Source organism: Gammaproteobacteria bacterium, from assembly GCA_015709695.1.
Classification (GTDB): Bacteria; Pseudomonadota; Gammaproteobacteria; order Steroidobacterales.
On sequence record CP054183.1, the window covers coordinates 2,945,470 to 2,968,414 of the forward strand.

A 22,945-nucleotide genomic window follows, 5' to 3' on the forward strand; every position below is an offset into this window, starting at 1 on the left:
CCCGGCTCAACGGTGCGGCAGCGGGGCACCGCTGAGCAGCGCCCAGCCGTCGAGTTCGGCGGCGAGGTGCAGGTCGAGCCACGGTGCGCAAGCCTCCTGCACCCGGTTCGCCTGCCCGGTGAGAATACCGCTCAGCGCCACGCGGGCGCCAGCCTGGCAGTGAAGTGCCAGCGTCGGCGCCAGCGCGATCAGGGTATCGGCGAGGATGTTCGCCACCACCACCCCGAAGCGTGCCTCGGCTGCCAGGCCGGCGGGATCGACGACCCGCAGGCGTGCATCGCAGCCGTTGCGCAGGGCATTGTCGCGGGAGGCACGCAGTGCCTGCGGATCCAGGTCGAGTGCCGTGGCGCTCCGCGCGCCCAGCACCAGCGCGGCGATGGCCAGGATGCCGGAGCCACAGCCGAAATCGAGCACCTGGCGGCCCGCGAGATCCATGCCGGCCAGCCACTCCAGGCACAGCCGCGTGGTCGGATGCGAGCCGGAGCCGAACGCCAGGCCCGGGTCCAGGTGGATCACGGCGGCGGCCGGATCGGGGCAGGTGCTGCCCTCGGGACAGACCCAGAGACGGGAGCCGAAGCGCAGGGGCTTCAGGTTCTCGCGGAATTCGCCGATCCAGTCGCGCTCCTCGACGATGCAGGCGGACAGCCCCGCCAGCGCCGCGCCCGCCGCGGCCTCGATGGCCCGTCGCAGCGGCGCCTCCGCCGTGCCCTCGGGCATGAGGGCCGTCACCACCACGCTGTCCCAGAGCGGAGTCGCGCCGGGGGCCGGCTCCAGTATCGGCTCGCCTCCCGGATCGCCGAGCGAGACGGCGAGCGCGCCGGCCGCGTCCAGCACGGCGCTGACCTGGTCGACGGCGCCGACGGGCACCGTGAACTCCAGTTGCAGCCAGCGGTTCAGAGGCCCAGGCGCTTTTCGAGGTAGTGGATGTCGGTGCCGCCGTTCTTGAAGGCGGAGTGCTGGATGATCTCCAGGTGCAGCGGGATATTGGTCTTGATGCCGTCCACCACCATCTCGGTCAGCGCCACGTGCATGCGGGCAATGGCCGAGGCGCGCGTGTCCCCGTGGGCGATGATCTTGGCGACCATGGAATCGTAATAGGGCGGTACCGTGTAGCCGCTGTAGAGGTGGCTGTCCACCCGCACCCCGGGGCCACCGGGCGGGTGCCAGAGATCCACCCGGCCCGGCGAGGGCATGAAGGTCTTCGGGTCCTCGGCATTGATGCGGCATTCCACGGCGTGGCCGTTGATGCGCAGGTCCTCCTGGCGGAAGGAGAGTTTCTCGCCGGCGGCGATGCGCAGCTGCTCGCGCACGATGTCCACGCCGGTGATCATCTCCGTGACCGGGTGTTCCACCTGCAGGCGGGTGTTCATCTCGATGAAGAAGAACTGCCCGTCCTGGAACAGGAATTCGAAGGTGCCGGCACTGCGGTAGCCGACCTCCAGGCAGGCCCTGACGCAGCGCTCGCCCATGCTCCGGCGCAGCTCCTCGCTGATGCCGGGCGCCGGGGCTTCCTCGAGCACCTTCTGGTGGCGCCGCTGCATCGAGCAGTCGCGCTCGAACAGGTAGACGCAGTTCCCATGGCCATCGGCCAGCAGCTGGAACTCGATGTGCCGTGGCCTGGCGAGGAATTTCTCCATGTACACCACGTCGCTGCCGAAAGCGGCCCGGGCTTCGACCTTGGTCACGGAGATGGCGTTGGCCAGAGAGGCCTCGGTGTAGACGACCCGCATGCCGCGGCCACCGCCGCCGGCTGCCGCCTTGATGATCACCGGATAGCCGATGTCCTTGGCCAGCCGCTGGTTCTCCTCCAGCTCGTCGCCGAGCGGGCCATCGGAGCCCGGCACGGTGGGTACGCCGGCCTTGCGCATGGCGTCCTTGGCCGAGATCTTGTCACCCATCATGCGGATGACTTCCGGCGGCGGGCCGATGAACACGAAGCCGGAATTCTCCACGCGCTCGGCGAAGTCCGCATTCTCGGAGAGGAAGCCGAAACCCGGATGGATGGCCTGGGCGTCGGTGACCTCGGCGGCGCTGATGATGGCCGGCATGTTGAGGTAGCTGCCCACGGACGGCGGCGGGCCGATGCAGACCGTCTCGTCGGCCAGCAGCACGTGCTTGAGGCTGGTGTCGGCCGTCGAGTGCACGGCGACGGTCTTGATGCCGAGCTCGCGGCAGGCCCGCTGGATCCGCAGCGCGACCTCGCCGCGATTGGCGATGAGCACCTTGTCGAGCATTACTGGATCACGAACAGGGTCTGGCCGTATTCCACCGGCTCGCCGTTGGTGGCCATGATGGCGGCGATCCGGCCGCCCTTGTCGGCCTCGATCTGGTTCATCATCTTCATGGCCTCGATGATGCACAGCGTGTCGCCGGCCTTAACCTCGCTGCCGACCTTCACGAACGGATCCGCGCCCGGCGCAGGTCCTTCATAGAAGGTGCCGACCATGGGCGATACCACCTTGTGCCCGGGGATCTCGGCCTCCGCAGCGGCTGCGGCGGCCTTGCCGGCCAGCCCCGGGGCCGCGGCAGGCGCTGCCGGTGCGGCCACAGGCGGGGCGGCTGCCGGTGGCGCCACGGCGTAGTGCTGCACCGCACCCCCCGGCGGATAGCGACTGATGCGGACGGATTCCTCGCCCTCGGAGATCTCGAGTTCGGCGATCCCGGATTCCTCCAGCAACTCGATCAGCTTCTTGACCTTGCGGATATCCATGTTGCGGTTGCTCCTCCGGCGGGGATCACTTCACGGGATGGCGCAGGCGCTCGTCGGCGGCCCGCAGGGCCAGCTCGTAGCCGATGGGCCCGAGCCCGGTGATGGTCCCGACCGCGATGTCGGAAAAATACGAATGCCGGCGGAATGCCTCCCGCGCATGCACGTTGCTGATGTGGATCTCGATGCAGGGGATGCCGACGGCGAGGATGGCGTCGCGCAGCGCGACGCTGGTATGCGTCAGCGCCCCGGGGTTGATGAGGATGAAATCTGCCTGTCCGGCGGCAGCCTGCACGCGGTCGACGAGGGCGGCCTCGGCGTTGCTCTGGAAGGCCTCGAGCTGGTGGCCGAGCGACTGGGCGAGTGACGCGGTGGCGCGCTCGATGTCAGCGAGGCTGCTGCGCCCGTAGACACCCGGCTCGCGGGTACCGAGCAGATTGAGATTGGGCCCATTGAGAAGCAGGATGCGGGCCATCCGCGAGCACCCCCTGGCTGACGGCAGATGGCGGCAAGTTTAATGACTTTGGGAGCAAATAGAAGCTTTTTGTCTCAGCGCAGCTTGAGCGCCTCCCGCGCCTGGGTCAGCGTCATGCCCTGCCCGGCCAGCGCGTCGACGACCTCCACGATGCGGGCGAGATCCTGTGGATGCAACTCTCCCATGTGCATGGCGAGGATCTCGCCACCCGGCGCCGCGACCACCGACAGCGGCAGGCCGACGAAAGAGGGGCCGAAGGCTTCGGCGACCGCCATGGCATCTTCCTGGCCGACCAGTATGGGGTAGGTGACGCCTGTTTCGCCGACGAAGCTGCGCACCGGCTCCTCGCGGTCGATGGCGATGCCGATCACCGCCGGCCCGCGCGCGCCACGGTCCTGGTGCAGCTGCTCCAGCAACGGCATCTCCTTGCGGCAGGGTGCACACCAGGTTGCCCAGAAGTTGAGCAGCACGGCCTGGCCGCGCCAGTCGCCGATGGATCGCTGCTGGCCGCTGGCGAGATCCCGCAGATGGAAATCCGGCAACGTCGTCGGCGCAGGCCGGGCTGGCGGTGCCGGCGGCGGGGCCGACTGTGGTGCGGGCCAGAACGCACGTCCTGCCAGGTAGCCGGCAGCCGCGAAGACCACCAGCAGGACAAGCAGGCGCGGTGTGCGATGCATCGCGCTGCTTCAGCGGCCGATGGCGCTGCGGACGTGGCTGGCGAAGGCGGTCGCGTCCTTGAAGCCGACGACGCGATAGTCCTGGCGCTCCTGTCCGTCGGCACCGAAGAAAATGATGCTCGGCGGACCGAAGATGCCGAAGTGCCGGAGCAGGGCCTGGTCCTCGGCGTCGTTGGCGGTGACGTCGGCCTGCACCAGGATGGCGCCCGACAGGGCGGCCTGTACCGCGGGGTCGCTGAAGGTGTAGCGCTCCATCTCGATGCAGGAGGTGCACCAGTCGGCATAGAAATCGAGCATCAGCGGCTTGCCGGCCTGGCCGGCCGCGGCGAGGGTTTGCTCGAGGTCGGCGACCGTCTTGATGCGCTGGAAGGCGGGCTGGACCTCCGCAGGCCGTGCCGCGCCGGCCTGCAGCGTGCCGAGCGGCTGCAGTGGATCGCGCCCGCCGGCGAGCGCACCGACCAGCAGCACCGCGCCATAGAGCGCGGCGAGGAGCCCGAGACCCTTGGCGAGCTTGCGTGCCGGCTCCGCATCGGCCTCCAGACCCTGGAAGGCGCCGAGGAAGACGCCGGCCATGAACACCAGCACGGCCCAGAGCACCATGGTCACGCCATCGGGCAGCAGCCGGCCGAGCATCCACACCGCGAGGCCCAGCATCATGAAGCCGAAGGCACCCTTCACGGCGATCATCCACGCGCCGGCCTTCGGCAGCAGCTTGCCGGCCGAGGTGCCGACCACCAGCAGCGGCAGGCCCATCCCCAGGGACAGCGCGAACAGCGCCAGGGCGCCCCGCAGCATGTCGCCGGTCTGGGCGATGACGGTGAGTGCCGCGACCAGTGGCGGTGCCACGCAGGTGGTGACCACCAGCGCCGAGAGGGCGCCCATGGCCGCGGTGCCGATGAAGGTGCCGCCCCGCTGGCGGCCGCTCGCGGCATGGACACGATTCATGAGCGCGGCGGGAATCTGCAATTCGTAGAGCCCGAACATCGACAGTGCCAGCGCCACGAACAGCAGGGCCATGCCGATGATGATCCAGGGCTGCTGGAGGGCCGCCTGGATCTGGCTGCCCGCGGCGGCGAAGGCGGCACCGGCGATGGTGTAGGTGAGCGCCATGCCGAGCACGTAGGTGAGCGAGAGGGCAAAGGCGCGGCCGGTGGTCACGTCCTTGCCCTGGCCGACGATGATGCCGGAGAGGATGGGCACCATCGGCAGGCAGCAGGGCGTGAAGGAGAGCAGCAGGCCGAGGCCGCCGAAGGTCAGCATCACCAGGGCGAGGTTGGCGCTGCCGACCATGGCGGCGAGGCGATCCTGCTCGGACACCATCGGTGCCGCGGCCGGTGCCGCAGCGGCGACGCCGGCAACGGCTGCTGCGCCGCTGGCGGCCGGGCCCGCCGTCAGGATCCGCGTCTGCGGCGGATAGCAGATGCTGTCCTCCTTGCAGCCCTGGTACGAGACTTCGATCTCCACGGCGCCGGGGCCGGCGCCGGACAGGGCGGCCTCGGCCACGGCCTGGCCGTAGTACACCTGGGTCTTGCCCCAGTACTCGTCTTCCTTGTCCTTGCCCTGTGGCAGGCTCGGCGGACCCAGCGTGACGCCCGGCGACAGGCTCCTGGCCTTGATGCTGTCGCGGTAGAGGTAGTAGCCGGGCAGGATGTCCCAGGTCAGTCGCAAGCCGTTGTCACCGATGCGTTCGGCGCCCGGCTGGAAGACCTGCTCCGCGGGCAGTGGCGCGTCGGGGTGATCACCGGCCAGCAGGGTCGCGAGGCCCTTGCCCGGTCCGGGCGTGGCGCCTGCCGCGGCCAGTGTCACCGAGGCCTGCCAGTTCTGCGGCGGATAGCAGAGGCCGATGTCGGCGCAGCCCTGCGACTTGATGCTGAACTCCACCGGCCCGTCCGCCGCTCGGGTCACGGGGATGCGCACCACCGCCTCGCCGCGATAGACGTGCATGTCGCCGAAGAACTCGTCCTTGTAGGGCTGTCCCTCGGGCATGGCCGGCGTGCCCAGCTCGGTGCCCGCGCTGCGCGGCGCGAAGCTCATGCGCTCGCGATAGAGGTAGTAGCCCGGCTCGATGCGCCAGTGGACAACGATGTCGCGCCCCTCGGCGGCCACCGTGTAGCGGAAGGCCTGCTCGGGGCGCAGCGGTTCCTCGGCACCGGGGGCGGAACCGGCCAGCGCCAGCCAGGCCAGGGCCGCGAGGAGCAGCCGGCGGGATACCGTCGAAATGCTCACGGCGCGGTGCTCCCGCGGATCCAGTCCAGGTAGGCGGCCGAACCGGCGGTGATGGGCAGGGCGATGATCTCGGGCAGCTCGTTGGGGTGGAGGGTGCGGATGGCGGCTTCCAGCCGGTCGTACCGCGCCCGAGTGGTCTTGATCAGCAACAGCACTTCGTCTTCCTGCTGGAGATGGCCTTGCCAGCGGAACCAGGACTTGACGCCGGTGATGCGGTTGACGCAGGCGGCCAGTTCCTGGTCGATCACCGCCGTGGCGATTTCCGCCGCGATCGTGTGGCCGGGGCAGGTGGTCAGCACCAGCAAACAGTCTTCAGCCATGGCTGCACCGCAATAACCCGTATCCCGTGCCGGGCGCAAGGATACCCGCCACCGCCATGGCCTGCATGCGGACTGGTGCCGGGGCTTGCAAACGGCGGATTCCTGAATACCATTAGCACTCACTTTTTGAGAGTGCTAACAATGCCGGGACCCCCAGGTATCCGGCCTAGTCTTTGAATTCAAAGGAGATTGTCACATGAAGCTGCGTCCCCTTCATGATCGCGTGGTCATCAAGCGGCTCGAGGAAGAGCGCACGTCGCCGGGCGGCATCGTGATCCCCGACACCGCAACCGAGAAGCCCATCCGCGGCAAGGTCATTGCCGTCGGCACGGGCCGGATTACCGAGAAGGGCGAGATCCGCCCGCTGGACATCAAGAAGGGCGACACGGTGCTGTTCGGCAAGTACAGCGGCACCGAGGTCAAGCTGGACGGTGACGAGCTGGTCGTGATGCGCGAAGACGACATCATGGCCGTCATCGAGGGCTGATCGCCCCTTCCCCTGCATCGCAAGACATTTCATTCGAGAGGTAAACAGACATGGCAGCTAAGGAAGTCCGCTTTGGCGATGATGCCCGCCGCCGCATGCTCAGTGGCGTCAATATCCTCGCCAACGCCGTGAAGGTCACCCTGGGCCCCAAGGGCCGCAACGTGGTGCTCGACAAGGCCTTCGGCGCCCCGACCGTCACCAAGGACGGTGTCTCGGTGGCCAAGGAAATCGAGCTCGACGACAAGTTCGAGAACATGGGCGCGCAGATGGTGAAGGAAGTGGCCTCGCACACCTCCGACACCGCCGGTGACGGCACCACCACCGCCACCGTGCTGGCGCAGTCCATCCTCAAGGAAGGCCTGAAGGCCGTGGCCGCGGGCATGAACCCGATGGACCTGAAGCGCGGCATCGACAAGGCCTCCGCCGCGGTCACCGAAGAGCTGAAGCGGCTGTCCAAGCCCTGCTCCGACAACAAGGCCATCGCCCAGGTGGGCACCATCTCCGCCAACGGTGATGCCGTCATCGGCAACAACATCGCCGATGCCATGGCCAAGGTGGGCAAGGAAGGCGTGATCACCGTGGAAGAGGGCTCGGGCCTGGAGAACGAGCTCGAGGTGGTCGAGGGCATGCAGTTCGACCGCGGCTACCTGTCGCCGTACTTCATCAACAGCGCCAGCACCCAGAGCTGCGAGCTGGAAAACCCCTACATCCTCCTGCACGACAAGAAGATCTCCAACATCCGCGAGCTGCTGCCGCTGCTGGAAGGCGTGGCCAAGGCCGGCAAGCCGCTGCTGATCATCGCCGAGGACATCGAGGGCGAGGCGCTGGCCACCCTGGTGGTCAACAACATCCGCGGCATCCTCAAGGTCGCGGGCGTCAAGGCCCCGGGCTTCGGCGATCGCCGCAAGGCCATGCTGCAGGACATCGCCATCCTCACCGGTGGCGTGGTGATTTCCGACGAAGTGGGCCTGTCGCTCGAGAAGGCCAAGCTGGATGACCTCGGCCGCGCCAAGAAGGTGCAGGTTGCCAAGGAGAACACCACCGTCATCGACGGCGGCGGCAAGACCAAGGACATCAAGGCCCGCATCGAGCAGATCAACAAGGAGATCGAGGACACGACGTCCGACTACGATCGCGAGAAGCTGCAGGAGCGGGTCGCCAAGCTCGCCGGCGGCGTGGCCGTGATCAAGGTCGGTGCCGCGACCGAGGTCGAGATGAAGGAAAAGAAGGCCCGCGTCGAGGACGCCCTGCACGCCACCCGTGCGGCCGTCGAGGAAGGCGTGGTTCCTGGCGGTGGCGTTGCGCTGATCCGCGCGAAGAAGGCCCTCGACAGCGTCAAGGGTGAGAACGACGACCAGAACGTCGGCGTGAACATCCTCAAGCGCGCCCTCGAGGAGCCGCTGCGCCAGATCGTCATCAACGCCGGCGAGGATGGTGCGGTGGTCCTCAACCGCGTCGCCGAGGGCAAGGGCAACTTCGGCTACAACGCCCAGACCGGCGAGTTCGGCGACATGGTCTCGATGGGCATCATCGACCCGACGAAGGTGACGCGCTCTGCCCTGCAGAACGCCTCCTCCGTGGCGGGCCTGCTGCTCACCACCGAGGCGATGATCACCGAGGCGCCGAAGAAGGACGACAAGTCCGCCGGTGGCCCGCCGATGCCGGACATGGGTGACATGTAAGGCAGCGGGAATGGTGACAGGCTTCCGCCTGTCACCATTTCGTCTGCGTCAGATGGAGAGCCCCGCTTCGGCGGGGCTCTTTCTTTGTGGCTTCGGTGCAGATTCTCGTCGCGCGCCTTTTGCAACGCTCGCGCAGAAAAGCCGGCTGGTGATCTGCCAGCCTGGCTGGCGAGGCTGCTGGCAGGCAAACCGGCCGGCGGCGACGCAGGGCCGGCACGCCAGTTTCCTGGTCGGGGCCCGCCCCCCTGGCGCCGGGTCCCGGTGCCGACCTGCTCCATCGATCAGCTTCCTTGACCAGCCACCAACTGGTCTATAGTCTGGTCTGAACACATGGGAGACTTGGCATGAAGAACGAAATTGGCGCTTATGAGGCCAAGACGCGTCTGCCCGAGTTGCTGCGGGCAGTGAAAGCCGGCCAGCGCTTCACCATCACCAATCGCGGCCAGGCCATTGCAGACCTGGTGCCGAGTGAGGATGTGGGCGCCACCGACCCGCGGGCGGCGATCGAGCGATTCCAGAGTTTCATGCAGGCCAACCCGGTGAAGGGCCGGACAAAAATCCGCGCGCTGATCGTCGAGGGTCGTGAGTGAGACTGGTGCTGGATGCCTCGGTTACGCTGTCCTGGCTGCTGATTGACGGCCGTGCCGCCGAGCGCCGATACGCGCACTCCGTTCTGGAGGCGATGAAGGCCCAGGATACCGTGGCTGAAGTGCCGGTGACCTGGGGACTGGAAGTTGCGAACGTCCTCGCGAAGGCCGAGGCGAGGAAACTCATCACCGAGGCTCAGAGCGAGGCGTTCCTGGAGATGCTGGCGGGGATCCGCATTCGCGCGGATGAGCGGACCTTTCCGCAGTCCCTGACGGACGTGCTGCAGCTGGCTCGTCGCTATCGCCTGTCATCCTACGACGCGTCCTACCTCGAACTCGCGCTGCGCAATGGCTTGCCGCTCGCCACGCTCGACATCGCGCTGGCAAAGGCCACAGAAAAAGCCGGAATCCGCCGCTTCAACCCGACCAGCCGGTGATGGGGAAGACGGTGCCGGTGTTACGGTTTCGGTAACTCGACGAACGCCGGCGCGAACCGCCAAGCCGCAGGCCATCAGCGTGAGAAGGTCGAGCGACTGTGTCGCCGACCTGTTCCCCGCGACTAGTACGCCCTGCTCCGGAGGGCCGGCTAGCCCGCCGCAACCGGCTGCCATTCGTGGACCCAGACCTTGGCCTTGGGAACCCAGGGCATGCCGGGATGCAGGGCGAGGATGCTCTCGCGGTAGGCCTCCATCGAGGGATAGCCTTCGGCCCGGGCCTGGGCCTCGGTCATCTCGCCGAGCAGCTGCGGGTAGACGGCCGTGATCCGGAACGTCCTGCCACCGAGTTCCCAGGTCTCGCCGACGTCGGCGTAGCGACCATTGCGGCGTTGCGCGGTCTTCCGGCCGGCAAGGACCTGGGCCACGCCTTCCTCGTTGGTGACCAGGCGATCGATGGTGCAGGTCTTCGGGGGAAGTTCCACGGGAAATCCTTTCGCTCATGAGCTGTTCCGCGGATGGTACTGCAACGATGAGTGGCGGGTGTGAAGCACAGCCACGCCGGGATGGCGTTTGCCGGGGTCCGTGCCGGGTACAGCTGGCGATTGGGTGGCTTCCGGCATCCCTTCTAGAATGGCTGCCAGGGTCTGGCGGGAGTATCCGGATGAAGACGCTTCGCTACTTCATGCTTGCGTTGGGAATGGCACTCGCGCTGGCGGCCAGGGCGGATACCCCGGCAGTCGATCTCTCCGGCGAGTGGTATTTCGAGGTGCAGTCGCCCAACGGGCCAGGCTGGCGCGAACTCCTCTTCCGCCAGGAGGGCAGTCGCGTGATCGGCTTCATCAGCAGCGACTCGGCGAGCGGGCGCTTCGTCGGCCACCTCGACGGCAACGAACTGGAGTTCACGGCCGTGCTCGAGTTCGGCGGCCAGCCCATGGCAGCGGTCTACCGGGCAAAGGTGGACGGAGACCACATGAGCGGCAGCATCGAGTACGGCGACTACGGCAAGGCGACCTTCAGCGGACGACGCGGGCGACGGCCCGCGCCGGCGGGTCCGCCCCAGCCCATCGTGGGCTCGGCGGCAGCGGCGGGCATCGCCGCGGCGGCGGACGGTGACCGCTTCGGCGTGCTGCAAAAGGGCGTGCTGCTGCCCGAAGTGCTGGCCATTCCCGGCGGGCACTTCCGCATGGGCAACAACGGCCCCGCGGTGAACCCGACGACCAGCGAAGACTTCGCCTACGTACACGAGGTGACGCTTTCGCCCTTTCGCATGAGCCGCTTCCTCGTTACCAATGCGCAGTACCTCGCCTTCACCAGCGCGACCCGGCGCGAGCCGCCCCTGCCACCACGGGGCTGGGACGGCTACCTGGACCGCTACCCGAACCACCCGGTGGTGAACGTGAGCTACGAGGATGCCGTCGCCTACACGCGCTGGCTGTCCGGGGTGACTGGCAATCGCTACCGGCTGCCGACCGAGGCGGAATGGGAGTTTGCCGCGCGCGGTGGCAAGGACGGGCAGGACTACGTGTTCGGCGACGCCTGGCGGGTCGACGGGGCGAACACGGCAACCTGGCACATCAGCCACGCCATCACGCGCAAGCAGTGGAAGGACTGGTGGGATCGCGACGGCGAGCGGCTCTCGCGGTCGCAGCCGATGACGACGCGCGTCGGCCAGTTCCCGCCCAATGCCTTCGGCCTCTACGACATGGTCGGCAACGTCTGGGAATGGACGCAGGACTGGTACCAGGAAGACTACTACCGGGTCTCGCCCCCGAAGGATCCGCAGGGGCCAGCGACTGGCGCGGAAAAGGTGTTGCGCGGCTGCTCCTGGTACAACCAGCCCGATGTCTGCTTCATCGCCACCCGCGACCGCTACGCGCCGGACCGGCGGCTCTACTACACCGGCTTTCGCGTGGTCGCCGAGGACTGAGGCAGTCCGGGGTGCCGGTGTTACGGTTTCGGTTACGATCGAGATGACCGGCAGGCACCCGGCGAACTTGCCGAAACCGTAACACCGGCACTTTGCACACGCAGGCGCGGCAGGCAGGCACCGAGACAGGCCAGCGCCAGCCATAGGGACGCCGGCAACGGCACTTCGGCGGCCGGCAGGATGCCCGGGCTGAACTGCAGCCCGAAGGCGTCACGCAACGCGAAGTCGCTGGCGATGCGGAACGTCGGATCGATGAAGGCGTGCGCCTCGGCACCCCCGGTTATCGGCAGGAATGCGCGCGGATTGATCTCCCCGTAGGCGAGCATCGTCACGGTGATGGCGCTGTCCGGCGCCGCGTCGATTACGGCATCAATGGCAAAACCGTCCTCGTCATCGAGGGATGACAGGGAGAACGGGACCACGGCGTTGGCCGATTCGCCCAGGGTGCCACCGACGGAGACCCCGGCGAGCATTTGCGCCGAATACTCCCCGCTCTTGCTCACCCACACATTGCCAAACGCATGGATGTTTACCGGCACGAATTCGACGACGGGTGCTCCCGGCAGCGGAACCACGGCGAATTCGTAGACGATCTCGACCCGGCCTTCCGCACCCGTCCTGGCCGAGGCGGCCAGGTCGAGGACGATAGACGGCGTGGCCCCGCCGGTGGTGCGTGCGTGGCCGGAGGAGAATCCGTCGGCTGCCGGGCAGTTCCTGTCGATCGTATCCGGCGCGAATATCGAGCTGCCACCGACACCGGCCGGGCAGTCGCCGCTGGTGCCACCGGATATGCTCTCGGTGAATGTCGCTGCCCGGAGTGTTGCGGCCTCCACCGGCGCCGTCAGGAACAGGACCGTGCCGACCGCCAGCAGCAGCTTGCGAACCAGTCGTCTGTACGCCAGGAATCCGGGATCGACGTGCATGACGTACCTCCCCCGGGCGTCGCGCGGGCCGCTGGCCCGAAGAGGCCAGGCGGCGGCAACCCCGCCCGGCTCGCATCGCCCGATGTTATCGTTTGTCCCAACGCTGGACCCGGGCCAGAAGGCTGTCAAGCGGTCTGGTCAGGTGCGAGGCCGAGGCCACAGGCATGTCATTCGACCCCTATTTCTGGCTGGTCACCCTGCATGTGGTGCTGTTCGCCTACTGGCTGGGCGGTGACTTCGGCGTCTATGTCTGTTCGCGCTATATCGTGCGTGCCGACCTGCCGCTGGCGACGCGGGAGCGATTCCTCGAGGCGCTGATGGCGATCGACATCCTGCCGCGGACGGCGATCGTGCTGCTGCCCGTCGTCGGCCTGCAGATGGCGGTGATGCGTGGCGCGATCGACATGGGTGCTGCCGGGCGGCTACTCGGCGTGGTGATCGGCCTCGCCTGGCTGGCCGTGGTCTGGATGGCGTATCGCACACTGCGTCGGCCGTCAGCCATACCCTGGCAGCAGATCGACGTCGGCTGGCGGGTGGTGCTCATCGCCGGCCTGCTGGTGATCGGCGTGCAGTCGCTGCGAAGCGGTGAGCCGGTCCATGGCAACTGGCTCGCGGCGAAGATCCTCGGCTACGCCTTGCTGCTGGTCATCGGCCTGTACCTGCGCATCAGTATCCGCGGCTGGCGGGATGGATTCCGGCGCCTGCGGGCCGGCGAGCATGGCGCGCAGGTCGATGCGCTGTTCACCGATGCCTACCGGCGCGCCCGGCGCACGGCCTGGCTGTACTGGACGCTGATCATCTCCGTGGCCTGGCTGGGGCTGACGAAGCCGTTCTGAGGGCCTGCCCGACTTCAGGCCGCCGCGCGCTCACACCACGTTCTGACCCGTTCGCTGAACGCGCTGGCCTTGCAGCTGGTCATGACGAGCTCATGAGTGGCCCGTGTCATTCCCACATAGAGAAGCCGTGCCTCATCGGCTTCCGCACGGAATGGCCAGAACCCGAGGCCGGCGATGAGCACGACACGGAACTGCAAGCCCTTGCTGCTATGCGGAGTCATGAGCTTTACGCTGACTCTGGTTGGGTCGAACGACTTCGTCTTCGCATCCCTGAGCCAATCGAATGGCACCGATATGCGTGACATCGCCGAGGCCAGCTCGTCGGCGACAAATGGCGCCGTGTAGAGAACCCCAATCTCACTCCATGAGATCCCGCGTGTGTGGAACGCCAGCAACTGCTTGCCGATGTAGTCCGCCTCTGCTTTCAGAGATGCCAGTTGTGCGAATCGCGGCGGGACTCCCGTTCGCCCACCCGACTCGGGGCTGATCAGCGGCACGCCATCGTCATCGGCATCTACCGGGGAGAGAAGTTGTGCCGCGAAGCTGCGCGCGCACGCGAGTATCTCGTCAGTGTTGCGGTAGTTTCGCCTGAGGATCTTCGTGCGGCCGGTCGCGGCGATGCCTACGCTACGGAAGGAAAACGACCGGGGCCGGTTCGCCCCGTAGATTGACTGTGCATCGTCGTACAGGAGCAATAGTGAGTTGCTTTCCGGGTCCAGCATCTGTACGGCGAGCTGCAACCACTCCGGCGCGAAATCGTGGCCCTCATCGATCATCAGCGCGCCGTACTGCGCCCGCGGAATCTGCCCTCTGTCGACCGCCCTGATTACGGTGCGCACCAGTTCATCGTAGCTACCATCCGACGCGCCTGACACGTGATAGAGACGAAGCTGTTCGGCACACCAGGCATGAAAGGTGTGCACGGTGACCTGCTCGCCCACGCCTTGCAGGGCGAGATGATGGCGCAGCCATGAGGCGAGCGAGCGATTGAATACCAGGACGAGGATGGGCTTGTGGAGCGTGCGCGCCAGGTGCAGGCAGCGATAGGCAAGGATCAGTGTCTTTCCCGAGCCTGCGACACCGTGGATCACGCGATGTCCCTCGCCGATGCTTCTGGCGATTTCCTCCTGCGCAAGGTCCATGACCTGAAGCAGGTCGGCAGCGCGGGTTGAACCGCTGTCCGGCCGCGTACCTGTCAGGTCGAGAGCGGGTTGATGGATGCGCAGCTCCGGAAACAGGTGCCAGCGGACGCGCTCCACCTGCGGCATGGTGAGCCGGCTCTCGAAGTGGACGTTGAACATCGCCCACAGACGTGATTGGAATGCTTCGGGATCAGCGGCTTCGGTCATCTCGTCCTTGCAGATGACCAGATGTGACTGCAGGATGTCCTCGAGTCCGGAGCTTTCGAACTGATGGCGTGTAATGTTCGTCAGCACGACTCCATATCCGTAGGGAAAATTGAGCCTCCCCTCGAAAGCCGAGCCGGGTGGTTCGACGAGTTGTGGATCCCGCCTCAACAGGTCCACTACCGCATGGGCGTACTGTCGCGCCTGTTCCAGCGGGCTGGGGACGACCTTGTGCCCACTGCCGGTGTCGATCGTGAAGCGCACGGGGTCCGCATCGCGGATTGTCTCGAGGCGCCAGTCCTTCACCTCCAGGACCAGCAGGCCCCTGCCCGGATGCAGCACCAGGAAATCCGGGTGCCGGTGCTGGGCACCGACCGGAACGTTGAACCAGCAGAGGTAGTCATCTTCCAGCAGGCCCCTCAGGCGTTCGGCGAACCGGCGTTCGCCGGGCGTAGCGGGATTGCCGGCACCGGGGCTGGAGAGGAAGGTCGCCACGGTCTGATCATACTGAAAGATGGGGGGCTGACGATGCCGGGCCGATCACGTTGTCGTGTGCCGGGAATGGATCAGTTGCGTATTGGTTCCCGGCTCCTGTGCGATCTGACCGGCGCGGGCGACCACTAGACCCACTCAGCTGCACGAAGCGAGGCTGTCGATCCAGTCGGTGATCAGCTGCACGCCCTGGGTATCGACGCGATTCGAACCGAAGGGCGGCATCATGTCGGCGCTGCCACGCTGATCCATGCGCTCGAGCAGCACCGAGCTGCCGGGTGCCCCGGGCGCAACGATGCGTGCATTGGGCAGGCCGAGGTCACCGGCCTGCGGCAGGGCGTTGCAGGTGTTCGTGGCGGTGAGCGAGGTGGTATAGCGCAGGTCCATGCTGCTTGGAGTGGGCCCGCCGGGCTGATGACAGAAGGCGCAGTTGGTGTGCAGCCAGGCGCGGGCGCGCTCGGTGAGGGTGCCGGCGGTACCCTCTGGATCCGGAATCACCGGCAGCGCCGATGGCGCCGCGGTGATCGGCGGCGAGAGCATCTGGATGGCATTCAGCGTCACCACCTGGTTCGCGGTACGTCCGGTCGCGGGAAACAGCAGGTTGCCATTGAGCTGGGCCGTTTCCAGACCCAGGCTGCGGCCCGCAGCCGCGGTGTGGCAGCCGAGGCACTGCGCCTCGCTCGGGAAGATCCAGTTCTGGCCGCTGATCGCCACCGTCTTGCCGCCGACGACGCGGGTCGCGTCGGTACCGGCGGCATTCCACTCGTAGGTGTAGCCGGCCCAGTTGCCGTTCGTGTGGCGCATGAACAGGCGCGTTTCCACCAGCCGCGTGCCGATGCGGAAGTCCTTGCGCAGCACGGTGCCGTTGGGGAAATCCCAGTCATGGTCCGCGGCGCTGGTGTCGATGTTCTGGCCATCCGGCAGCGCCAGCCAGCGCGCCTTCGCGGCTCCGTCCGACCAGAAGCCGGCATTCGGCGCGTAGGGGATGAGGCCGGGTGCAGGCTGCGACGGGTTGCCGCTGGCGCCACAGCCGGTGGCCGAGAACTGCGTCGGGACGCTGCCGCCGCCCGTACCCTGCACGATCCGGTGGAGACCGCCGCCGTTGATGTCGACGACGTACAGCTCGCCATCCAGCGCCTCGCCGAAAGAGGAGATCCCGAGTCCGGTCGAAATGCCCTGCGAGCCCGTGACCGTCACGGTTGGCTGCGAAGCCGAGGGAATGTGCCAGATCCGCCCGCTGCCGTAATCGCCGAACACGTAGCGGCCGACCAGCGCCGGGATCGCCGTGCCGCGGTACACGTAGCCGCCGGTGATGGAGAATCCCGCGCTGCGGCCGTACTCGGCGACCGGATCCAGCCGTGGCTGCAGGCTGCCGCAGCTGAGGTTGTAGTCGTGCGCACCTTCGCGGCAGCGCCAGCCGTAGTTGCCGCCGGAGACGACGCGGTCGACTTCCTCCCATGCCGACTGGCCGACATCGCCCACCCAGAGCGCATGGCTGCCGCCGCGATCGAAGCTCCAGCGCCAGGGGTTGCGAAAGCCGTAGGCATGGATCTCCCGACACTGGGCCGCGGTGGTCGTGCCCGTCGTGCAGGCTCCACCGGTGCCGGCGAACGGGTTGCCCGCCGGGATGCTGTACGCGGTCGCCGCAGGGCCGCCGACATCGATGCGCAGCATCTTGCCGAGCACGGTCTGCAGGTTCTGGCCGTTGCCGATCGCGCCGTGCGGGTCACCGCCGCTGCCGCCGTCACCGAAGCCGATGTACAGGTAGCCGTCCGGGCCGAAGGCGATATGGCCGCCATTGTGGTTCGATTCCGGTTGCTCGACGGTCAGCAGGATGGTTTCGCTGCCCGGGTCGAGCGTCGTGTTGTCGCCCGCGAGCCGGAACGAGGAGATGCGCGAGGTCAGTGGCCCTGGGTCGGTGGTCGTGTACGAGAGGAAGACCCGCGGGTCGGTCGGGAAATCCGGATGGAAGGCCATGCCGAGGAGGCCGCGCTCACCCCCCGAGGTCACGCGGCCGCTGATATCGACGAAGGTCGATGTCGAACCCGCATTCGGCGCATTGTCGAACATCCGCACGCGCCCGGCCTGTTCCACGACGTACCAGCGGGATGGGTCGGCCGGCGCCTGCAGCATCGCGACGGGCGAGCTGAAGGTCAGTGCCGGGAACACGCGGCTCACCGCCAGGCTTGCGGTGGGCTCCGCGCCGGCGAGGCAGCTGCTGTTCCCCGGCCGGGTGTCGAGGCCGGACAGCGGCACCGCCGGCGTGGTGACACTGATTGCGGCCGATTGCGCCGACTCGTTGGCGGGCGTTGCCGCATCGATCGCGCTGACCCGGTAGGTGTACGGGGTGCCTGCGGTAACCGAGTTGTCGGTGTAGCGGTTGGTCGTGGGCGAGGCGAGCGGGCTCGCGCTGCCATTTCGGTAGACGCGGTAGCCGGCAAGCCCTGCGCCGCCGGTATCCGTCGAGGCGCTCCAGCTGAGCTGAACCTGTGTCGGCTGTGGTGCGGTTGCCTGGAGATTTGCCGGGACCGAGGGTGGTGTCGCATCGGCTGGCGATGGATCGGGCGTGTCTCCGGGCGGGCCGCCGCCCCCACTGCCGCCGCAGGCCGCGAGACTTGCCATCGCGGCCCCGAGGAGAATCCATGTCTGCCACTTCATGCGAACCATATGGCACCCCCACCCGGGCATCCTGCCCGCAGGCGATCCGCTTGCATAGGGTGTTTGCGGGCACCAGGCCCTCCTCGCCGACGTGGTGTCTGGCTCAACGGCCGGCGAGGTGGTCGATCTTGCTCTCAAGGCGGCTGAACAGGGCCTCCAGCTGCCGCATGCGGATGTCGTCGACCTTCTCGTGCAGGCTCATGATCTCGAGTTCCGCCTTGAGGTTGACCTCGTAGTCGTGGGCGGCCCCGATGCGATCCTTCGCCGCCTGCCTGTTCTGCGACATCATGATGACGGGGGCCTGGACGGCGGCCACCATCGACAGGATCAGGTTCAGGAAGACGAATGGGTAGGGATCGGGTGGCCGGCTCAGCAGCCAGGCATTCGTCAGGACCCAGATGACGATCGAGGCGGCAAACAGGAAGATGAAGGCCCACGATCCGCCGAATGCGGCGACGCGATCCGCCACCCGGTCGCCGAAGGTCAGCTCGTCGCGAAAGGCATCGTTGACGTTGCGCGAGATGGCCGTCCGCTCCGCGATGCGCCGCAATACCCGCTGCTCGCGCGGTGGCAGGTCGTCGAAGCCCTTGCTGAGCAGCCGCTGCGCCAACTCCCTTACCCGGTCGTTCATTACCTGCTCCTTCGCCGAAACCTGGCCATGACAGCATAGGGCGCCTCGAGGTCGCCCTGGAAGTGAAGGTGCCACGCCGACCGGCTGCGGATCAGGATCGCTTCTGCTCTTCCTCGGGTGGCATGACGGCGCGGAAATCGCGATACAGCAGCAGGTCATAGACGATCTTCAATGTCCCGCTGATGAAAAAGGGCACGCTCAGCAGGGCGGGTGCCCCGAACAGGAGGCCCGCCAGGGCGGGTGAGAGGGAAGCGCCCAGGGACCGCGCAATGGAGGTCACGCCCGAGGCGGCCGACCGTTCGTCCGGCGCGACGACCGCCATCGTATACGACTGCCGTGTCGGCACGTCCATCTGCGAGATGGCGAAGCGGAGCAGAAGCAGGCCGATGGCCAGGGGCAGCGTCGGCATCAACGGAATGCAGATCAGCAGGACATTCGACGGGATGTGCGTGAAGACCATCGTGTTGACCAGGCCAATGCGGCTCGCGAGCCTGACCGCCAGCAGGGCGGAGATGCCGGCCAGCAGGTTGGCAAGGAAGAATACCGACCCGAGCACGGCGATATCCGCGCCGAAGCGCAGGTGAAACCAGTAGGCCAGCATGCTCTGGACGATCAGCCCGCCGGCAAATGCATCCAGGGCGAACAGACCGCTGAGCCTGAAAACCACATGCCGCGAACGATGCAGGCCCAGGATGCGCGGCCTGTCGCGTGAGGGCAGCGCCGTGCTGGCCTCTATGGCAGGCGACAGGCGGGCGAACAGGACCAGCAGTGCCAGACCACCCAATGCATAGGCAGCGAGGACCATGCGGTACGACTCGAGTGCCGCCCAGCCGTGGGCTTGCAGCAGTCGCGCAAGCCATCCCCCGGCCAGCGCGCCGAGCGCGGTAGCGAACGAACCGGCGAGGTTGTACCAGGCGAACAGCCGCGTGCGCCGTTCATCTGCGACCAGCTGGCTGAGGCTGGCCTGCTCGACAGAGAGGAACGGACCAATCTCGTTCCCGCTCGGGCTGATGACACCCACGATGGCCGCGATAACCAGCAGGGTATAGTCCCGGGTCAGTGCAAAGCTGATTCCCGCCGCCGTCATCAGCATGGCGCCGCAGAGCAGGACCCGCTTTCGACCCACGCGGTCGGCGGATGTGGTCAGCCAGAGCGAGATGGCGGCGTCGCCGATGAGCGTGCAGGTGAACAGCAGCCCGATCTGGGGGCCAGTCAGGCCTGCAGCGGCAAGATAGATGGCGAGCACGACCGACAGCAAGCCGTAGCAGAACAGGCGGATGATGCGCGTGGAAAAGAGGAGGAGGGCGTCCATTCCGGCGATTGATGTGCTTCCGGGCGGTGCTGCGGGGCCAGGCTCACGCACCGAGACTGGAGTGTACTGGCATAATCCGCAACCATGAAAGCCGCACTCAGCGACCTCGAAGCCCGCGTCCTCGGCTGCTTCCTCGAGAAGGAGGTGACGACACCCGAGCAGTACCCGCTGTCCATCAATGCCTTGACCAATGCCTGCAACCAGAAGAGCAACCGCGATCCGGTTCTGGAGCTGGACGAGGCAACGGTGCAACAGGTGATCGATGGCCTGCTGAGGGAACGGATCGTGAGCGACCGCTCACCCTATGGCGGCCGTGTGCCGAAGTACAAGCAGGTGTTCTGCAACACGGAGTTCGGGCCCCTGCAGTTCACCGAGCTGGAGCGGGCCATTCTCTGCGAACTGCTGCTGCGGGGCCCGCAGAGCGCGGGAGAGCTGCGCACCCGCAGCCAGCGGATGGCACCGCGTGCAGAGGTGGCTGATGTCGAGGCGGCACTCCAGGCCCTGGCCGTTCATGAGCAGGGGCCATTCGTCGTGCTGCTGCCGAGGCAGGCGGGCCAGCGGGACCCGCGCTGGGCGCATCTGTTGAGTGGCGAGGTCAGGGTCGAACCGGTGGCGGTCACAGCTGGCCCGGCCGCCGGAGCATCACGCGCCGGCCTGGCGGAACGCGTCGAGCGCCTCGAGGCGCAGGTGGTCGAGCTGCAGGCGGAATTGGCAGCGCTGCGCAATCAGCCGCGCTGACCAGAGCCCATCCCGGTCGGGCGTCAATCGGCCGCGTGCAGCTGCATGACGATGATGCGGTTGCCGTCGTGGTCCGTGATCGGGAACTCGCGGCGCGAGGGGTTGGTCAGCTCGAGGATCGGCCCGACGTCGGGATACTTCGGCTCTGCGGCGAGGATCTTCGAGCGCACCGATTCGATACGCTTCTGCACCTCGACGATCAGCACGCTCGGGTAGGGGCGGCTGCGCACCGGGGCCAGCGCCACGCCCTTGACCTCCGTCATGCCGATGGCGCCGAAGCGTCCGCCGGGACTGCGCAGGAAGGCGATGCGCAGCCTGGCTTCGTGCGGGATACCGAAGAAATCGTAGAGGAAGCTCTCGGGCTTCACCGGCATCGCCACCGCGACCTCGAAGCCGAGGATGTCACGGTAGAGGCCGAACGCCCGCTCGAGATCGGCGACGACGAAGTTCGAGCGGTGCGCATACGGGTCGAACTCCGCAGGCTTCCCCTGCAGACCTGGCGGCTGGGCCGGTTGCGGGGCGGTCTGGGCGATCGTGCCCGGCGCTGCCAGGAACAGCGCCGCAAGGGCGGCGAACATCGCATGGATTCGGTTCATCACGGTCTCCCTGCCTGCAGATAGGATGCGACCACGCGATAGAGGATGGCCATCTCGTCGCGGTCGTAGTCGGCTATCCGGCTCTCGATGGGAGAGCCCGCGAGCTTCTCGGCCATGAGATCGCCGGGTGTGCCCTGGGCGAGCTGGTCACGCACCGCGGCAATCACGGTCTCCCAGAACTCGCGCCGCTCGGTGACAGCGCTGATCGGGCCGGCGGCGGGCTGCAGGAACGGCTTGCCATCGGTGCCCCGGCCGAGCGAGATGTGGCCGCCGACGACCGTCGTCACGCCGTTGTCGGCGGCGAGCTTCTCCACCGAGCGCAGGTAGGGAACCATGTTGTGGAGGTAGGTGTCCGGCACGGTGGGGTTGTACTCCTTCATCCACCCCGACGGCGGGTTGGCGATATCGACGATGAAAATCACGTTGGCCGGGCGAGCCAGCATCACCGACAGGCAGTTGCTGTGGCTCGGTCCGAACCAGAACAGCTCGAGGGAAGCCGAGCCGACGTCGATCCGGTAGCGATCCCGGAACACGATGTCCGGCGGCACGAGGTCCGCATGCGGCGTGTCGCGGATGTTGGCGCGGCAGTTCTCCTGGGCAACGATCTTCGCGCCGCCCTGCTTGAAGATCGTGCCGCCGACGGCATGGTCCCAGTGCGAATGCGAGTAGGCGAGATAGGTCACCGGCTTGTCCGTGACCCTGGCAATCTCCGCCTTCAGGGCAGCCGCGGCCTCGACGCTCAGCGGGTCGGTGGCGATGACGCCCCGGTCGCCGACGACGAAGATGTTGCGGTAGGGGCCGTAGCGGAATGCGTAGAGCCCGTTGCCGAGGCTGTCGGTCTGGAACCTGGGGCCCACGGCGCCCTGCGCCGACACCAGGCCCGGGGCCAGGAGCATCGCCAGCATGAGCAGTTTCTTCATGATCAGCGTCCGGTGGTGTGCAGGGACACGACGCGGCGTACCAGGATCGCCATGTTCCGCTCGCTGTAGCGCGGGTACTGCTGGTACGACTGGAGGTCGAGCCTGCCGGTGATGGCGCGCGCCGGCGTGCCGGCGTCGAGCTGTGCCTTCACGTCGCCGAGGACCCGCGCCCAGAGCTGATGCTGTGCGGCCAGTACGGTGACCGGCCCGGTTGCGGGCTGGACGACGGGCTTGCCGTCGACGCCGGCGCCGGTGGAGGCGAAGCCGCCGACGAGCCGGGTGATGCCCTCGCGCCGCGCGAGATCCTCCGCGGCCTGGAAGAACGGCAGGATGTTCCAGAGCTGATAGTCCGGCACCGTCGGGTTCCACGGCAGGCTCGCCTGCGGCGGGTTGACCAGGCCCACGACCATCATCAGCTTCGCCGGCTGCGCGATGATCACCGACAGGCAGGTGTCGAGGCTGGGGCCGAGGTAATGCAGCTCGAGCGCCCGGTCGCCCACCTCCACCCGGTAGCTGTCCCGGTAGGTGATATCCGGTGTGATGACCAGCGGGTTCGGCGTCTCCCGGAGGTTCTCCGCGCAGCCTTGCTGCGTGACGAACTTCGCGCCCTCGTCCCTGAAGATCCTGCCGCCGGCGATGCGGTTCCAGTGCGAATTCGAGTAGACGACGTAGCGGACCGGCTGGTCGGTGACCTCGGCGATGGCCCTGCGCATCGCGGCCGCATGATCCGGGCTGACGGGGTCGGTGACGATGACACCCTCGCTGCCCACGAGGAACAGGCTGCGCTGCGCGCCCTGCCTGAAGGCAAAGGTGTCCGCGGCGAGCTGTTCCGTTTGCGGGGAGCCCGGGCGTGGCGACAGATCCTGTGCAAGTGCGGCGCCCACCGCGCAGGACAGCAGCCCTGCCAGCAACATCCGCTGCCGGACATGTGGGAACGCAGGCATTTGACCGTCCTCCCGTCCCGTCGG

23 protein-coding genes are annotated in these 22,945 nt (G+C 67.3%); 7 read left to right on the top strand and 16 right to left on the bottom strand.

Annotated elements, in window-relative coordinates; translation table 11 throughout:
- Positions 1 to 6: 6 nt before the first annotated feature.
- The 7 genes from prmA to HRU81_13660 form a co-directional block, all read right to left on the bottom strand.
- Complete coding sequence (gene prmA / locus HRU81_13630) at positions 7 to 885, bottom strand: 50S ribosomal protein L11 methyltransferase (protein ID QOJ33415.1); 879 nt, start codon at positions 883 to 885, stop codon at positions 7 to 9.
- Between the two features lie 8 nt (positions 886 to 893).
- Complete coding sequence (gene accC, locus HRU81_13635; protein QOJ33078.1) at positions 894 to 2,234, bottom strand: acetyl-CoA carboxylase biotin carboxylase subunit; 1,341 nt, start codon at positions 2,232 to 2,234, stop codon at positions 894 to 896.
- Positions 2,234 to 2,710, bottom strand: a complete 477-nt coding sequence (locus tag HRU81_13640; GenBank protein QOJ33079.1) for an acetyl-CoA carboxylase biotin carboxyl carrier protein — start codon at positions 2,708 to 2,710, stop codon at positions 2,234 to 2,236. The genes accC and HRU81_13640 overlap by 1 nt, the downstream gene beginning before the upstream one ends.
- 25 nt (positions 2,711 to 2,735) lie before the next feature.
- Positions 2,736 to 3,182, bottom strand: coding sequence for a type II 3-dehydroquinate dehydratase (aroQ, locus tag HRU81_13645; GenBank protein QOJ33080.1), 447 nt, complete (start codon positions 3,180 to 3,182; stop codon positions 2,736 to 2,738).
- A gap of 74 nt (positions 3,183 to 3,256) precedes the next feature.
- Positions 3,257 to 3,859, bottom strand: a complete 603-nt coding sequence (locus HRU81_13650) for a TlpA family protein disulfide reductase (GenBank protein ID QOJ33081.1) — start codon at positions 3,857 to 3,859, stop codon at positions 3,257 to 3,259.
- A gap of 9 nt (positions 3,860 to 3,868) precedes the next feature.
- Complete coding sequence (gene dsbD / locus HRU81_13655) at positions 3,869 to 6,079, bottom strand: protein-disulfide reductase DsbD (GenBank protein QOJ33416.1); 2,211 nt, start codon at positions 6,077 to 6,079, stop codon at positions 3,869 to 3,871.
- 2 nt (positions 6,080 to 6,081) lie between these two features.
- Positions 6,082 to 6,405 carry a divalent-cation tolerance protein CutA gene (locus HRU81_13660; GenBank protein ID QOJ33082.1) on the bottom strand — a complete coding sequence of 108 codons (324 nt, stop codon included), beginning with the start codon at positions 6,403 to 6,405 and terminating at the stop codon, positions 6,082 to 6,084.
- A gap of 196 nt (positions 6,406 to 6,601) precedes the next feature.
- On the opposite strand from HRU81_13660, the gene groES reads away from it, so the two are divergent.
- The 4 genes from groES (at position 6,602) to HRU81_13680 (ending at position 9,598) form a co-directional block, all read left to right on the top strand.
- On the top strand, positions 6,602 to 6,892 hold the full coding sequence (groES, locus tag HRU81_13665; GenBank protein QOJ33083.1) for a co-chaperone GroES: 291 nt from the start codon (positions 6,602 to 6,604) through the stop codon (positions 6,890 to 6,892).
- A 50-nt stretch (positions 6,893 to 6,942) separates the two neighbouring features.
- On the top strand, positions 6,943 to 8,574 hold the full coding sequence (groL, locus tag HRU81_13670; protein ID QOJ33084.1) for a chaperonin GroEL: 1,632 nt from the start codon (positions 6,943 to 6,945) through the stop codon (positions 8,572 to 8,574).
- Between the two features lie 344 nt (positions 8,575 to 8,918).
- Positions 8,919 to 9,164, top strand: a complete 246-nt coding sequence (locus HRU81_13675) for a type II toxin-antitoxin system prevent-host-death family antitoxin (GenBank protein ID QOJ33085.1) — start codon at positions 8,919 to 8,921, stop codon at positions 9,162 to 9,164.
- Entirely contained in the window at positions 9,161 to 9,598 is a 438-nt protein-coding gene (locus tag HRU81_13680) for a type II toxin-antitoxin system VapC family toxin (GenBank protein QOJ33086.1), read from the top strand. Before HRU81_13675 ends, HRU81_13680 begins: the two co-directional genes overlap by 4 nt.
- A gap of 149 nt (positions 9,599 to 9,747) precedes the next feature.
- Here the strand turns inward: HRU81_13680 and HRU81_13685 are convergent, their stop codons facing one another.
- Positions 9,748 to 10,080 carry an ASCH domain-containing protein gene (locus tag HRU81_13685; GenBank protein QOJ33087.1) on the bottom strand — a complete coding sequence of 111 codons (333 nt, stop codon included), beginning with the start codon at positions 10,078 to 10,080 and terminating at the stop codon, positions 9,748 to 9,750.
- Positions 10,081 to 10,259: 179 nt separating this feature from the next.
- Between HRU81_13685 and HRU81_13690 the strand changes: the two genes are divergently transcribed.
- On the top strand, positions 10,260 to 11,525 hold the full coding sequence (locus HRU81_13690) for a formylglycine-generating enzyme family protein (protein ID QOJ33088.1): 1,266 nt from the start codon (positions 10,260 to 10,262) through the stop codon (positions 11,523 to 11,525).
- 32 nt (positions 11,526 to 11,557) lie between these two features.
- Here HRU81_13690 and HRU81_13695 read toward each other — a convergent pair whose 3' ends face one another.
- Positions 11,558 to 12,448 carry a hypothetical protein gene (locus HRU81_13695; GenBank protein ID QOJ33089.1) on the bottom strand — a complete coding sequence of 297 codons (891 nt, stop codon included), beginning with the start codon at positions 12,446 to 12,448 and terminating at the stop codon, positions 11,558 to 11,560.
- A gap of 164 nt (positions 12,449 to 12,612) precedes the next feature.
- Here HRU81_13695 and HRU81_13700 point away from each other — a divergent pair, with 164 nt between their 5' ends.
- Complete coding sequence (locus tag HRU81_13700; GenBank protein QOJ33090.1) at positions 12,613 to 13,284, top strand: hypothetical protein; 672 nt, start codon at positions 12,613 to 12,615, stop codon at positions 13,282 to 13,284.
- Positions 13,285 to 13,298: 14 nt separating this feature from the next.
- On the opposite strand, the gene HRU81_13705 is transcribed toward HRU81_13700, so the two are convergent.
- From HRU81_13705 to HRU81_13720, 4 genes are all read right to left on the bottom strand, one after another.
- Complete coding sequence (locus HRU81_13705) at positions 13,299 to 15,125, bottom strand: NERD domain-containing protein/DEAD/DEAH box helicase (GenBank protein ID QOJ33091.1); 1,827 nt, start codon at positions 15,123 to 15,125, stop codon at positions 13,299 to 13,301.
- Between the two features lie 135 nt (positions 15,126 to 15,260).
- A complete protein-coding gene (locus HRU81_13710; GenBank protein QOJ33092.1) occupies positions 15,261 to 17,780 on the bottom strand; it encodes a PQQ-dependent sugar dehydrogenase in 2,520 nt (839 codons plus the stop codon).
- Positions 17,781 to 17,883: 103 nt separating this feature from the next.
- Positions 17,884 to 18,411 (bottom strand): DUF1003 domain-containing protein, encoded by a 528-nt coding sequence (locus HRU81_13715; protein QOJ33093.1) that lies wholly within the window; start codon positions 18,409 to 18,411, stop codon positions 17,884 to 17,886.
- A 91-nt stretch (positions 18,412 to 18,502) separates the two neighbouring features.
- Entirely contained in the window at positions 18,503 to 19,723 is a 1,221-nt protein-coding gene (locus HRU81_13720; GenBank protein ID QOJ33094.1) for an MFS transporter, read from the bottom strand.
- A gap of 84 nt (positions 19,724 to 19,807) precedes the next feature.
- Between HRU81_13720 and HRU81_13725 the strand changes: the two genes are divergently transcribed.
- On the top strand, positions 19,808 to 20,461 hold the full coding sequence (locus HRU81_13725) for a DUF480 domain-containing protein (GenBank protein QOJ33095.1): 654 nt from the start codon (positions 19,808 to 19,810) through the stop codon (positions 20,459 to 20,461).
- 23 nt (positions 20,462 to 20,484) lie between these two features.
- Here HRU81_13725 and HRU81_13730 read toward each other — a convergent pair whose 3' ends face one another.
- Genes HRU81_13730 through HRU81_13740 form a run of 3 tightly spaced genes read right to left on the bottom strand, consistent with a single transcriptional unit; the run spans position 20,485 to position 22,921 of the window.
- A complete protein-coding gene (locus HRU81_13730) occupies positions 20,485 to 21,057 on the bottom strand; it encodes a hypothetical protein (GenBank protein ID QOJ33096.1) in 573 nt (190 codons plus the stop codon).
- On the bottom strand, positions 21,057 to 21,977 hold the full coding sequence (locus HRU81_13735; GenBank protein QOJ33097.1) for an MBL fold metallo-hydrolase: 921 nt from the start codon (positions 21,975 to 21,977) through the stop codon (positions 21,057 to 21,059). The genes HRU81_13730 and HRU81_13735 overlap by 1 nt, the downstream gene beginning before the upstream one ends.
- Before the next feature lie 2 nt (positions 21,978 to 21,979).
- The gene (locus HRU81_13740; GenBank protein ID QOJ33098.1) at positions 21,980 to 22,921 is read right to left on the bottom strand and encodes a hypothetical protein; all 942 of its coding nucleotides are present in this window, start codon (positions 22,919 to 22,921) and stop codon (positions 21,980 to 21,982) included.
- Positions 22,922 to 22,945: the final 24 nt, after the last annotated feature.

What these genes read in the sequence shown, in the direction of transcription:
- HRU81_13640 (QOJ33079.1), bottom strand. Translation starts at nt 2,710, where the DNA reads ATGGATATCCGCAAGGTCAAGAAGCTGATCGAGTTGCTGGAGGAATCC.
- HRU81_13660 (QOJ33082.1), bottom strand. Translation starts at nt 6,405, where the DNA reads ATGGCTGAAGACTGTTTGCTGGTGCTGACCACCTGCCCCGGCCACACG.
- HRU81_13725 (QOJ33095.1), top strand. Translation starts at nt 19,808, where the DNA reads ATGAAAGCCGCACTCAGCGACCTCGAAGCCCGCGTCCTCGGCTGCTTC.
- HRU81_13720 (QOJ33094.1), bottom strand. Translation starts at nt 19,723, where the DNA reads ATGGACGCCCTCCTCCTCTTTTCCACGCGCATCATCCGCCTGTTCTGC.
- HRU81_13715 (QOJ33093.1), bottom strand. Translation starts at nt 18,411, where the DNA reads ATGAACGACCGGGTAAGGGAGTTGGCGCAGCGGCTGCTCAGCAAGGGC.
- HRU81_13730 (QOJ33096.1), bottom strand. Translation starts at nt 21,057, where the DNA reads ATGAACCGAATCCATGCGATGTTCGCCGCCCTTGCGGCGCTGTTCCTG.
- aroQ (QOJ33080.1), bottom strand. Translation starts at nt 3,182, where the DNA reads ATGGCCCGCATCCTGCTTCTCAATGGGCCCAATCTCAATCTGCTCGGT.
- HRU81_13690 (QOJ33088.1), top strand. Translation starts at nt 10,260, where the DNA reads ATGAAGACGCTTCGCTACTTCATGCTTGCGTTGGGAATGGCACTCGCG.
- HRU81_13650 (QOJ33081.1), bottom strand. Translation starts at nt 3,859, where the DNA reads ATGCATCGCACACCGCGCCTGCTTGTCCTGCTGGTGGTCTTCGCGGCT.
- HRU81_13735 (QOJ33097.1), bottom strand. Translation starts at nt 21,977, where the DNA reads ATGAAGAAACTGCTCATGCTGGCGATGCTCCTGGCCCCGGGCCTGGTG.
- groL (QOJ33084.1), top strand. Translation starts at nt 6,943, where the DNA reads ATGGCAGCTAAGGAAGTCCGCTTTGGCGATGATGCCCGCCGCCGCATG.
- HRU81_13675 (QOJ33085.1), top strand. Translation starts at nt 8,919, where the DNA reads ATGAAGAACGAAATTGGCGCTTATGAGGCCAAGACGCGTCTGCCCGAG.
- HRU81_13710 (QOJ33092.1), bottom strand. Translation starts at nt 17,780, where the DNA reads ATGAAGTGGCAGACATGGATTCTCCTCGGGGCCGCGATGGCAAGTCTC.
- HRU81_13695 (QOJ33089.1), bottom strand. Translation starts at nt 12,448, where the DNA reads ATGCACGTCGATCCCGGATTCCTGGCGTACAGACGACTGGTTCGCAAG.
- HRU81_13740 (QOJ33098.1), bottom strand. Translation starts at nt 22,921, where the DNA reads ATGCCTGCGTTCCCACATGTCCGGCAGCGGATGTTGCTGGCAGGGCTG.
- accC (QOJ33078.1), bottom strand. Translation starts at nt 2,234, where the DNA reads ATGCTCGACAAGGTGCTCATCGCCAATCGCGGCGAGGTCGCGCTGCGG.
- groES (QOJ33083.1), top strand. Translation starts at nt 6,602, where the DNA reads ATGAAGCTGCGTCCCCTTCATGATCGCGTGGTCATCAAGCGGCTCGAG.
- HRU81_13700 (QOJ33090.1), top strand. Translation starts at nt 12,613, where the DNA reads ATGTCATTCGACCCCTATTTCTGGCTGGTCACCCTGCATGTGGTGCTG.